Source organism: Pontibacter akesuensis (assembly GCF_001611675.1).
Classification (GTDB): domain Bacteria; phylum Bacteroidota; class Bacteroidia; order Cytophagales; family Hymenobacteraceae; genus Pontibacter; species Pontibacter akesuensis.
Genome location: NZ_CP014766.1, coordinates 3,931,513 through 3,943,982 on the forward strand (window position 1 = coordinate 3,931,513; position 12,470 = coordinate 3,943,982).

The 12,470-nt window shown below is 51.5% G+C and carries 6 protein-coding genes; 3 read left to right on the plus strand and 3 right to left on the minus strand.

The window, feature by feature from the left end; all coding sequences use genetic code 11:
- Positions 1 to 19 precede the first annotated feature (19 nt).
- Positions 20 to 2,335, plus strand: a complete 2,316-nt coding sequence (locus A0W33_RS16620; RefSeq protein WP_068839217.1) for a GH92 family glycosyl hydrolase — start codon at positions 20 to 22, stop codon at positions 2,333 to 2,335.
- Between the two features lie 649 nt (positions 2,336 to 2,984).
- On the opposite strand, the gene A0W33_RS16625 is transcribed toward A0W33_RS16620, so the two are convergent.
- From A0W33_RS16625 to A0W33_RS16635, 3 genes are all read right to left on the minus strand, one after another.
- A complete protein-coding gene (locus A0W33_RS16625) occupies positions 2,985 to 5,294 on the minus strand; it encodes a GH92 family glycosyl hydrolase (protein WP_068839218.1) in 2,310 nt (769 codons plus the stop codon).
- Between the two features lie 831 nt (positions 5,295 to 6,125).
- The gene (locus A0W33_RS16630; RefSeq protein WP_068839219.1) at positions 6,126 to 6,560 is read right to left on the minus strand and encodes a hypothetical protein; all 435 of its coding nucleotides are present in this window, start codon (positions 6,558 to 6,560) and stop codon (positions 6,126 to 6,128) included.
- Between the two features lie 69 nt (positions 6,561 to 6,629).
- The gene (locus tag A0W33_RS16635; protein WP_068839220.1) at positions 6,630 to 7,778 is read right to left on the minus strand and encodes a putative sensor domain DACNV-containing protein; all 1,149 of its coding nucleotides are present in this window, start codon (positions 7,776 to 7,778) and stop codon (positions 6,630 to 6,632) included.
- 309 nt (positions 7,779 to 8,087) lie between these two features.
- On the opposite strand from A0W33_RS16635, the gene A0W33_RS16640 reads away from it, so the two are divergent.
- Both A0W33_RS16640 and A0W33_RS16645 read left to right on the plus strand, forming a co-directional pair.
- The gene (locus tag A0W33_RS16640; RefSeq protein ID WP_068839221.1) at positions 8,088 to 10,220 is read left to right on the plus strand and encodes an FUSC family protein; all 2,133 of its coding nucleotides are present in this window, start codon (positions 8,088 to 8,090) and stop codon (positions 10,218 to 10,220) included.
- Positions 10,221 to 10,535: 315 nt separating this feature from the next.
- Positions 10,536 to 12,305, plus strand: a complete 1,770-nt coding sequence (locus A0W33_RS16645; protein ID WP_068839222.1) for a chloride channel protein — start codon at positions 10,536 to 10,538, stop codon at positions 12,303 to 12,305.
- The last annotated feature ends 165 nt before the right edge of the window (positions 12,306 to 12,470 follow it).

The window sequence follows — 12,470 nt, forward strand, 5'->3', positions numbered from 1 at the left end:
ATACTTTACCCTTCGCTCAATGAAGAAGCTTTTACTACCCGTTCTGCTACTCTCTCCCATACTTTTGCTGGCACAATCCAAGCCTGCGCATGACCTGGTGAAGTACGTTAACCCGATGATCGGCACGGCCAAAATGGGGCATACGTATCCGGGAGCCACGGTGCCATTTGGTATGGTGCAGCTAAGCCCGGACACCGACACCATTCCGTATGCGGTGGATGGCAAGTATAACAAGGATGTTTACAAGTACTGCGCAGGTTACCAGTATGACGATCCAACCATCGTTGGTTTTAGCCATACGCATTTTAGTGGCACCGGCCACTCTGACCTGGGCGATTTTCTGATTGCGCCTACCACAGGTAAACTGCAGCTGAACCCCGGTACGGAAGACAAACCAGAGAGCGGTTACCGCTCGGCTTTCTCACATGCCAACGAAAAGGCCGAACCTGCCTATTATAAAGTGAAGCTGGACGACCACAACATCCTAGCGGAACTGACTGCCACAAACCGGGTAGGCATGCACCAGTACACGTTCCCTAAATCAGACGAGGCGCACATTATACTTGATTTGATGTCAGGCATTTATAACTATGACGGTAAAAACACCTGGACTTTTGTGCGGGTGGAGAACGATACACTGATTACCGGTTACCGCCAAACCAATGGCTGGGCCAGAACACGCACCGTATACTTTGCCATGGCCTTCAACAAGCCTTTTCACCAGTACGGTAACAAGAACTACGAGGAGGAGCAGGTGTACAAGGGCTTCTGGCGCAAGTTTGATCAGACCAAGAACTTCCCCGAGTTTGCCGGTAAAAAGCTACGCGCCTACTTTGACTTTAAAACGGAGGAAGGAGAGAAGATCAAAATAAAATTTGCCCTCTCACCGGTAAGCACAGCGGGCGCGCTTGCGAACATGCGCGCCGAAATTCCGCATTGGGACTTTGAGCGGGTAAAGCAGGAAGGGCAGGCTAACTGGAACAAGGAACTTAACAAGGTGGTAGTAGACGCCAGCAAGGACAACCTGACGAATTTCTACACGGCCATGTACCATTCCTTCCTGGGCCCGACAACCTATATGGATGTGGACGGCAAGTACCGGGGCCTCGACATGAACGTGCACCAGGCGAAGGATTTTACGAACTACACCAGCTTCTCGCTTTGGGATACGTACCGCGCGCTGCACCCGCTGTTTAACATTCTGCAGCCCGCCCGCAATGCCGATATGGTGAAGTCGATGCTCGCGCATTACGACCAGAGCGTGCACAACATGCTGCCGGTTTGGTCGCATCATGCCAACGAAAACTGGTGTATGATCGGCTACCATGCCGTGCCGGTGATTGCGGATGCGGTAATTAAAGGAAACGCCGGTTTTGATGTGAACCGGGCACTGGAAGCCTGTGTCACCACCGCCCGAAACAACTACTACGATGGCCTGAACTACTACATGGAGATGGACTACGTGCCGGAGGACAAGAACGGTTCCTCTGTATCAAAAACGCTGGAGTACGCCTACGACGACTGGTGCATCGCCCAGATGGCCAAGAAGCTGAACCGCCAGGACATCTACGAGGAGTTTATGAAGCGCGCCTCCAACTACAAGAATGTGTATGATTCTAAGTCTGGTTACATGCGCCCGAAGTTAAGCGATGGCTCCTGGAAAAAGGAGTTTGACCCACTCGATACGCACGGGCAAGGCTTTATTGAGGGCAACTCCTGGAACTACAGCCTCTATGTGCCGCACGATCCGGCCGAGATGATAAAGATGATGGGCGGGAAGCAGCGCTTTGCCCAGCACCTGGACTCGCTCTTCACTATGGACCTGCCGGACAAATACTTTGCGAATACGGAAGACATTTCCCGTGATGGCATCATCGGCAACTACGTGCACGGCAACGAACCTTCGCACCACGTGGCCTACCTTTACAACTGGACAAATGAGCCCTGGAAAACGCAGGAGCGAACGCGTATGGTGTTGAAGGCCATGTATAAACCGACTGTTGACGGTCTCGGCGGCAACGACGACTTTGGACAGATGAGTGCCTGGTACATCTTTAGCTCGCTTGGCTTTTACCCCGTTGCTCCCGGCTCGGACCACTATGCCATCGGCAGCCCTGCAGTAAAATCGGCCAATATAAACCTGGAGAACGGGAAGACCTTCAACATTGAGGTGAAGAATCAGAAGGATAAGAACGTGTATGTGCAGAAGATCGAGCTGAATGGCAAGTCTATCGACCGCAGCTACATTACACATAGCGAGATTATGAATGGGGGCAAAATTACCTTTTACATGGGCAGCAAACCAAACAAGAAGCTGATGGCAGTGGCTGAATAAGTATAAACCAGCAAGCATGAAAAAGCAGAAGAGCACCTCTAATAAGCGGTGCTCTTCTGCTTTTAGCGGTGTAATTTCCTCTCCGGCCATCGAGCGCAAGTCTTCAGACTTGTGTCTAATTATTATGTCGAGTTTGAAACTCGACTGGCTTGAAAAGCCATCCTTGCATAGCGGCGGCTATACTGGTTGCAGCCATAGTTGTTACAATATCTGGCGCAAGCGTCCGCTTGTGCCGTCGTCTGCTTCAGCTATACTTCCATCGCCACAGCTTCCGCATATGCGAACAAGCTATCCTTTCTAGCTACTGCTGATCCTCCAGCTCCCAAATATCTATCGTTTCACCTTTAGCTTTGGAGCCCTCACGGCCGGGAGGTCCCGTCCTCGGGCATCGCGCTGGGACCTTTTCTTTGCTCGCTGCGCTTTGCAATCCCGCTCCCGCGGGACCGAAAAACTCCAAAGGCGCTCTTTTTCGAGGGCCCCTACCCCCACCAAGGACTGGAATCAGTTTAAGTAGCTACTGCTTTCGCTAAATGACTTCAGCCAAGTCCCCCCTTAAGGGGGGTAGGGGGATGTTTTACTCCTGCGGATAATTCCCCTTCTCGGAGGGGCGAGGGGTGGGTAACGCATCTAATAAGTACTGCCATCAAGCCTATTGCTGCTCATCTCTGGAAAAGGAGTATGGAAAGGCACTTTCCGATATTCCGCGGGTGGTGTTTGGTGTTACGACCATGTCAAATTTAAGCTTTCCGCCCTTTAGAATTGTTTCGTGCGATATCCAGTTCTTATCATACTTCTTTCCATTGAGCCTGGCCTGCTGTATGTATAGGTTTTGAGCGCTGTTGTTGGGTGCTTCAATCACAAATTCTTTCCCGCTTTCCAGCTTCAGCGTTATCTTCCTGAAGAGTGGTGCGCCGATCACATACTGGTTTACCGCTGGCGTAACCGGGTAAAAGCCCATGGCCGAGAACACGTACCAAGCCGAGGTCTGGCCGTTGTCTTCGTCGCCGATGTAGCCATCTGGAATCGGTTTATACATGCGGTTCATGGTTTCGCGCACCCAGTACTGTGCTTTCCAGGGAGCGCCGGCATAGTTATACAGGTAGATCATGTGCTGTATCGGCTGGTTGCCGTGCGCGTATTGGCCCATGTTAGCAATCTGCATCTCGCGTATTTCATGGATCACACCACCGTAGTAGCTCTCGTCGTACACGGGAGGCAGCGAAAAAACAGAGTCCAGCTTGGCTACAAAGTTTCGCTTGCCGCCCATCAAATCCACCAGCCCCTGCACATCATGGAAAACGGACCAACTGTAGTGCCAGCTATTACCCTCTGTAAACGCGTCGCCCCACTTAAAGGGGTTAAACGGTGACTGAAAAGTACCATCCTGGTTTTTGCCCCGCATCAACCCTGTTGAAGGATCGAAGAGGTGGCGGTAGTTCTGACTACGTTTGGCGTACAGGTCAATTTCCTGTTGCGGTTTCTTCAAGGCTTTCGCCAGTTGGTAGATGGCAAAATCATCGTAGGCATACTCCAGCGTACGGGCCGCGTTCTCGTTGATTTTTACATCATAAGGAACATATCCCAGTTTGTTGTAATAGTCGGCGCCGGCACGACCAATGGCTGTAATCGGTCCTTCGTTGTTGGCGCCATGCAGCAGTGCCTCATACAGTGTTTCGATGTCGTAGCCGCGCAGGCCTTTCATGTAGGCGTCGGCCACCACCGAGGCAGAGTTATTGCCTACCATAATGTTGGCATAGCCCGGGCTTGACCACTCAGGCAGCCAGCCTCCCTCTTTATAATCATTTACAAGCCCTGCCTGCATTTCTTTGTTGATGGCCGGATACACCAGGTTCAGGAACGGGTAAAGGGCACGGAAAGTATCCCAGAAGCCAGTGCCGGCAAAGCGGTAGCCGTCGTATGTTTTCCCGTCGTAGGGGCTGTAATGCACGGGTTCTCCAGCCGCATTCAGCTCATACATTTTGTGCGGGAAAAACAGCGTGCGGTAGAGGCAGGAGTAAAAGGTGCGCAGTTGCTCGTCTGTGCCTCCCTCAACGATGATGCGGCTCAGGGCTTTATGCCACTTTTCTTTGGCTTTGCGTTTGGTAGCCTCAAAATCATCCTTTGCCAATTCCCGCTGCAGGTTTAACTCTGCCTGCTCCATACTTATAAAAGAGGAGGCGACCCGCAGGTTAACCTTTTCGCCCTTCGCTGTTTTAAAGCCTACAATTGCTCCGGCATGGTTGGCCTCCATCTCCAGCGCATCTTTTACCAGGGTAGAGTCGTGCCAGGTATAGGCCACCTTCAAGGGCTTATCAATATAGATGACGAAGTAGTTTTTGAAATTTACCGGGTTGCTGCGTGCGGCGCGGGTAGTATAACCGATGATTTTGTTTTGTTCCGGAAGCACCTTCACGTATGAGCCTTTGTCCAGGGCGTCGATGACGATAAAGGAGCTGTCGGATTTGGGGTAGGTAAAACGGAATTGCGCGGCGCGTTCGGTTGGAGTGAACTCTGTGGTGACGTCGTGGTCAGCCAGATAGACGCTGTAGAAATAGGGTTTGGCTACCTCAGATTTGTGTGAAAACCAGCTGGCCCTGTCCTCCTCCCGAAACTTAACTTTGCCCGTTACGGGCATAATCACGAACTGACCGTAGTCGTTCATCCAGGGCGAGGGCTGGTGTGTTTGCTTAAAGCCTTTTATCTGGTCCGCATCATACGTATAGGCCCAGCCGTTTCCCATTTTACCCGTTTGGGCGGTCCAGAGGTTCATGCCCCAGGGTACAGCCACAGCAGGGTAGGTGTTGCCATTCGACAAGCTGACTTTTGAGTCAGTGCCCATAAGCGGGTTTACCAATTCCTCGGGTTCAAACGGCTTTTGTTTTTGCTGTGCAAGGGCGGGAGACACTGCGCCTACAGAAAATGCCAGGAGAAGGTAAGTTATTTGCGATTTTAATTTCATAGTAGAACAGCAGCAGCTTTATATGTTATGTTGCAAGAGTTTCAAGGGATGGTAAAACCATTTGAGCGCATCAACCTTGTTTATTTTCCTAAATGGAATTGATATAGGCAGGTACGCTTGTACAAAGTAATGTTCTTTCGCGCAAAGATCAAGAACGCGCTGCTTGAAGTATACCATACCTGGCATGCCAACCGAACAGGGCCGACAACAAAAGCGTGCTGAATCAGCACAGGCCGCCTTTAAATGCTTTTGTTGAATACAATGTATCGTATAAGAGGCCCTGATCACACGCAGCTATCAGGTGTAGGTATTTATACTTACTAGTCCGTATAACATGGTATTATTCAACAATAAGCCCTTAATAATTATATTATAAGTGGCAGCGTAAGCTTTTGCACCGTATCTTTAGATTATATGCAGGTAACAGTATGGCCAAAGCATTAGCTGAGGTAAATGTCTGAGGTTTGGCTGACCTGTATCTATCTTAAAGGAGGGAGAAGTCATTTGTGATGGGTGCTATGAATGGCTCTCCCTACCCTTTATTCTCTCTAAAGCTTCTTAGTAAAAAGGCTCTGGCAAATACTGCCGGAGCCTTTTTATTTATGCAAACTTTAGCAGACACGGCTCTACCCGCTTTACCAAAAATACAAATGTATTTAATGCAACCTAAGCGCATTGGCTGCTAAACCGGCTATTGAAGCTAATTTACACTTTGGGCGCAATACTCATTTACCAAAGAACAGGCAGACCAAGTATGGCAGGCTTATAACGCCAACCGGCCCCTCATGTAGTTGAGAGGCCGGTTGGCGTTCTGATTTTAAATGTTCATGCTTAATTGCCAGGCCAGGAAACCCAGGGAATACGGATCAGGATCAGGAGTAGTCCGATGCCATAAAAGATGGCAATGCTTTTAAAACCTTTGTCGGTTCCCACCATGCGCTTGGCACGGGAGTAACCAATGGTAATCAGCACCACCGCGATTACCATGGTTAGCGGGTGCTCCAGGATGTAAAGCCTGGAAATAGAGTCGCCCATTGCGGCGCCTGAAAAGTTGCTGGCTCCACGCGGTGAGACAAAGTAGAGGATCAAGCCGATAACCCACTGGAGGTGCGCAGGAATAAGGCCAAGCAAGGCGATTTTTCGGTCACCGTCTGAAAAAATTCTTTTGCCGAACAAGCCGATGAGGGCGCTGATAAAGCTGATGAGCAGCCCGAGCAGCACGAGGTAAGTCATGTAGGAGTGAGAATGCAGTAGTCCTGTATACATAGAGGGTTTGATTTGTTGCTGCCGTAAATATATAAATTTAAAATTCAAAGTTGCAGCACGGCACTCGAATCAAAGCAGCAACGCATCCACCCGATACGCATAAACCATTTCCTCGCACGGGGACCAGGCAAAGATGGTAAAAGCACCATCCTGCGAGGCCACCATGGCAATGGCATTGGGTTGGTCGTGCACAAACTGGGCTGCCGATAAGTGCCGCGTGCCGCCGCTCTGTGTGGGAGAAAGGGTAGTAGGCGTGCTGCCAACGATGGGCTCCGTGAACACAACTTTCTCAATTGGATCCTTTCCCTCTGGCCTTCCGATCTTCGCACCAAAGGCCAGCACCTCGTATTGGTCGCTGATGAGGGTGGCGCCATCCACTGCCGTGAAACCGGCAACGCCCTCTACGGCATCACGCAAGGCTCCCTTCCACAGGCTCTTGCTTCGCTCCGTTTTCTCCTGCCGCATCAGGTTTGCCAACCCCGCGTAGGCCGGCTCCACAGCGTACATGATCGGGTGCATGATTGATTTGCGCCAGGAGTCCGTGCCCGCTGGCACCACCAGCAGCGTGCCCCCGCGCTTATGCGCCCGCATCGACACAGCCAGTTGTACGAGCAGGTTCACCGAATCCTGGCCGGTGGAGGGAGATGTGAAGTTTAGCAGGGCAGACAGAAGAGTGGGGCAGTCAGGCAGGCTGGCCGCTTTCTCGTCAACTATTTTTACCTGGTCTCCCTTCAGCACGGCTACGTTGGCCAGCTTCCCAAGCCCCCCGAAACGTCGGTGTTTTACCACCAGCAGGGCAGGATCAGAAACATCAAGCACAAAGCAAAGGTCGGGTGTGGTGCGGGTACAGCCCCAGATATAAAGTTCTCCCTCCTCATGCCATACCCCCAGGTGCACGCCCGGCCGCTCCACAGCCGGGGCTACTTTTGTGAGGGTTGCAGACGTAAAGGAAAGGCGCTGTTCAAAAATAAGGGGCGAGCTGGATGATTCCGGGGGAAGAAAAGCCATTGAAATTTTAGGCGAAATGCCCTCTTCGCGGCGCAGGCTCGCCCAAAAGGCTGTGTCGATCATCGACTCGATCTCGTGCGCGCCCGGCGCTGGGGCCAGGTTCTGATCACCGCGCTCCTGCGCCAGCACAAACTGCTGCTTAAAGTGTGCTTCGATGGAAGTGGCCACAGCGCGGGCTGCCTGGTAGGTGGTATGGTGCGGGGATAGCATGTATGGCTTTAAACAAAGTATAATTAGGAGTACACGTAAACTATAGGGTGTAACCCCAAAACGGGCTAAAATGTTAAGGTACAAGTATAGCACCCTGACGCTGCTGACCTTTCGCAAGCGGCAGGGCTTGTTCAGGCAAAGTTAAAAATTCGCTGGGAAACGGGTTATTTATACTTGCTTAAGGATTTCCGGAGACTTACATTGCCATCAATCGTTACCTTTGGCAAAATCCGGATTTGCAGGAGTGCAGCGTATACTTGATCGCGCGCACCGCCAAAACCGCTTCCATCAGACACAGCAACAACACAGATGCCGACCCAGGTGTGGACTTTTAGACGCTTCTTTTTCAGCGAGTATTTTGCGGACGGGGTGCGGGTTACTTTTGCCCTCCTACTTCCGACACTACTTCTCTCGCTGCTGGGTCATCTGCAGGCAGGCATTCCGCTAGCCATGGGTGCTTTGCTGGTTAGCCTTTCCGATGCGCCCGGTCCTGCCACGCACAAACGAAATGGAATGCTTGTATGCATTCTCACCGTTTGGTTAGTGGCCCTTACTACAGGCTTCGCCCGCCTGAGCAGCCTGGCAATGGGTGCTGAGATTCTTGTTTTTTCCTTTCTCTTCTCGATGCTGACCGTGTACGGCAACCGTGCGGCACTGATCGGCTCCGGGGCTTTGCTGGCCATGATCCTGGTTATGGGCCTGCACCCTGAAAATGTCTGGGGCTTTGCTTTTCTGGTGGCTGCCGGCGGGTTGTGGTACTTTTTGCTAAGCATGCTGTTTTTGCGCCTCTTGCCTTACCGGCCGGCGCAGCACGCGTTGGGCGAATGTATTCGCGAAACAGCGGCCTTTCTGAAGCTGAGGGCGGCTTTTTATAGCCTCTCCACTGATCCTGATACTAATTACCGTAAAATCGTGCAGCAGCAGGTGGTGGTCAGCGAAAAGCAGGACGCGGTGCGTGAGTTGCTGCTTCGGAGCAGGCAATTGGTAAAAGAAGCCACCGACCAGAGCCGGCGGCTGGTGCTGGCCTTTGTGGATGTGGTGGACCTGTACGAACAGATTTCCGTGATGCAGAACGACTACAATGCCCTGCGCGACACGCTGAGCAAATTAGGGCTGCTTGACCACATTGGCCTCCTGATCCGCCATATGGCTGAGGAACTGAACGAAATGGGATGGGCCGTACAGTCCATTGCCCCTTACAAGCCAACGCATGCGCTGGAAACCGAGCTGGCAAATCTGCGGGAACGGGTGCAGCAAACTCCTGAAGCAGCCCTGGCAGCGCAATCGCCCGTGCTACAGGGAATACTGGTAAACATGGAGCGCATTCTTGAGAAGTATGCGCACATCCGCCACTATTTCGGACCTTCAACAGGCGAAAGCGCTGGTTTGGGACAGGAAGAGGATTACGCGCGCTTTGTCTCGCACGAGGAATACAGCGCCAGCAAATTAGTAAACAACCTTACCTGGCAGTCATCTATTTTTAAGTATTCCCTACGTGTGGCGCTGGCATGCTTTGTTGGCTTCATGCTCATGCAAACGGTGATAGAGGGCAGCCACAGTTATTGGGTGTTGCTCACCATTCTGGTTATACTAAAGCCTGCTTTCAGCCTGACAAAGCAACGCAATTTCCAGCGCCTGTTGGGTACCATTATTGGTGGGCTGGTAGGGGTGGTGGTGCTGGCACTGGTGCAGGACGAGGTACTGCGTTTTATGATCCTGATAATAGCAATGGTTGGAACTTTTAGCCTGATCCGTCTGAATTATATTGTGAGTGTAATTTTCATGACACCGTTTGTGCTGATTGTTTTTAGCTTTCTGGGAGGTGCAGGCACAAACATTGCCCAGGAGCGGATTATCGACACGTTGATCGGTTCAGCTGTTGCGTTTGCTGCCAGTTACCTGCTATTCCCGAACTGGGAATCAGCTAAACTAAGCCTGTTGCTGCGTGCTATTCTAAAAGCGAACATCGCATACCTGCAACGGCTCTCCCTAACCCTGGCGGGAAAAGATGTGGCCTCCATAGAGTATAAACTGGCCCGGAAAGAGGTGTACGTCAGTGCTGCCAACTTATCGGCTGCTTTTCAGCGGATGATATCAGAGCCAAAGAGCAAACAGCGAAACGTAGAAGCCATTTACAATTTCCTGGTGCTCAATCATATTCTTTCCTCAAACATTGCGTCTGTGGCCTCGCTGCTGCAGGCGGGCCGACAGCAAACCGCTACGGCCGGGCACCTGCAGGAGGCGGTAAACCAGGCAGTGGACCTGCTGCAGCGGAGCCTTCGGCAGATCGAGGAAAGCCCAGCCGTGGCCGAAGCGGCTCTTCCACAACTGAATGCCGAACCTCAAACAGGCCAGGAACGGTCTCTGCTGCAGGAGCAGCTGGTGTTTCTGCAGAAAGTAAGCCAGGATATTTACAGAACAACCGGTGCCATAGTTGTCTGAATAGGAGAAGCTGCAAATGAGCTGTGTCGTGCCGCATCAGTATACAAGCAAACCCCGCCTGTTTGCACACCTTTAGAGACTTGCAGGCTCTTCCGATTTGTAGAGAACACCAGTCTAGCTTCTTTCTGCAGCTGTTTTCCTGAACCTGCACCGCTGTTTCGCCTGATGTATCGCTTTATTTAGATGGGTAAGGGTTAGCTGGCCGCAGCCTACAGCAACTATTTACGTAGCTAAAGGCTGCGGCTCAAAAGATAACCTGCTGTTTTGCAGTAGCCGTTAATTTTGTAGCTTAGGCCAATTGGCAGAACCATCTTCATGAAACATAAATTGAACCGTTTTCAGCTGGGCTTTTTCAGGTGGCGCAGGAGGCAAAGCAACAACCGCATTATGCCCTTTGTGCTTAGCGTGGTGGTGGGTTTAATTGTGGGAGTGGCGGCCATACTTATCAAAACAATCATTTTTTACATTGAGCAGTACGCGGTATATTTCGCGCCAAACCTGCTGAACTTCCTGTTGCCCCTCATCGGGTTTCTGCTGGTTACCTTCCTGAACCGAAATGTCTTTAGCCAGACCGCTCATTTCAACGGTGCGCGCAACGTTATCCAGGCCATCGAAAAAAACAGCTCCATCATCAAGTTCAGGCTTATATACTCCAAGTTTGTTACCACGGGCCTGACCATTGGCTTTGGGGGAAGCTCCGGGGTGGAGGCGGCCATTATCTCGAGTGGGGCGGCGGTGGGCTCTAATGTGGGGCGTGTGTTAGGGCTGGGCTACCGGCTGCGCACGCTCCTGATCGGTTGCGGTGTGGCTGCCGGCATATCCGCTGTCTACAATGCCCCGATGGGTGGGTTTATATTTGCCCTCGAAACCATACTTCCGGAATTTACGCCCACGTTGCTTATTCCGCTGCTGGTGGCGGCGGCGGCCGGTAAAATCCTGTTCGAATTTATTATGGGAGAGCACCTGCGCTTCGAGGTGCCGCTCACTGATTTTGCCTACGAGCAGATACCACTCGTAATCCTGCTTGGGGTACTGGGGATGCTGATGTCGAGCTACCTGTTGCGCACCTACAGCTACTGTGCCACTTACTTTGGCCGGATTAAGAATGCCTATCTGCGGGCTATAGTCGGAGGCGTTGCCCTGGGTAGTATCATTTACCTGCTGCCTCCTATGTATGGGGAGGGCTACGTAAGTATAAATGCCTTGCTCAACTCAGAAGAGCGCTCCCTCATTGCCAATTCGCCGTTGTCTGTGTTCCCGAACACCATCTGGTTCAACTTTCTTTTCTTCTTTTTGATCACCATGGTGAAGCCCCTTGCCACCGGCATCTGCGTGAACTCGGGCGGAGAGGGGGGTTATTTTGCCCCTTCCATTATCACAGGTGGTCTGTTGGGGTTTTTGTTCTATAAAGTGGCGGTGCTGGCAATGCCTTTTTACGAACTCAACCCATCCACCTACATCTTCCTGGGAATGGCCAGTGTGTTTGCCTGTATCATGAATGCCCCGGTAACGGCAATATTCCTGGTAGCGGAGATCACGCAGAGCTACCAGCTGTTTGTACCGCTGATGTTGGTTTGCTCCGTATCATACTTCCTGAAATACTACATCGAGAACCTAAGCAAGAGCGTGGTGCAACCGCAGGGGCAGAGTAAGGCAATGCGCGTGGACAGAATCCTGTTAAACGAGCTGGACATACGGCTACTGGTGGAGGACGACCATACGCCTGTGCGGGAAGATGCGTCGTTTAGGAGTATTGTGGAAACATTTGCCAACTCTAACCGAGATGTACTGCAGGTGCTGGACAAAGAGGGCATGCTGGTTGGCGTTATTTCATTGAGCGATCTGCGGAAGCAGTTAGGGGATGTTTCTAATTATGATACGGTGCTGGCCCGCGACCTGATGCAACCACCTCAGGTAACGGTAGACATAGACGAGCCCGCGGCTGATGTCCTGGACAAGTTCGATGAAAGTAAACTGTGGTCGCTGCCTGTAGTGCACCGGGGCAGGTTTAAAGGGTTTATTTCAAAAAGCAGCCTCCTGACGCAGTACCGAAACGAATTGACGCGTGTTAACAGGTTCTTTTGATCAAGGACATATTTGGTGTTGTGCTCGTGCACGTTGCCTTCAAGTATAAACCTGGCCGCCGTTCTTTTTTCTTTATTTGCAAAGGCATGCGCCTTAACTGTGATGTAGCAAAGCAATGCTGCAAGTATAAATTAGAGCAATCCAATGTGTGGGAAGTATAAATAA

What these genes read in the sequence shown, in the direction of transcription:
- A0W33_RS16625 (WP_068839218.1), bottom strand. Translation starts at nt 5,294, where the DNA reads ATGAAATTAAAATCGCAAATAACTTACCTTCTCCTGGCATTTTCTGTA.
- A0W33_RS16640 (WP_068839221.1), top strand. Translation starts at nt 8,088, where the DNA reads ATGCCGACCCAGGTGTGGACTTTTAGACGCTTCTTTTTCAGCGAGTAT.
- A0W33_RS16635 (WP_068839220.1), bottom strand. Translation starts at nt 7,778, where the DNA reads ATGCTATCCCCGCACCATACCACCTACCAGGCAGCCCGCGCTGTGGCC.
- A0W33_RS16620 (WP_068839217.1), top strand. Translation starts at nt 20, where the DNA reads ATGAAGAAGCTTTTACTACCCGTTCTGCTACTCTCTCCCATACTTTTG.
- A0W33_RS16630 (WP_068839219.1), bottom strand. Translation starts at nt 6,560, where the DNA reads ATGTATACAGGACTACTGCATTCTCACTCCTACATGACTTACCTCGTG.
- A0W33_RS16645 (WP_068839222.1), top strand. Translation starts at nt 10,536, where the DNA reads ATGAAACATAAATTGAACCGTTTTCAGCTGGGCTTTTTCAGGTGGCGC.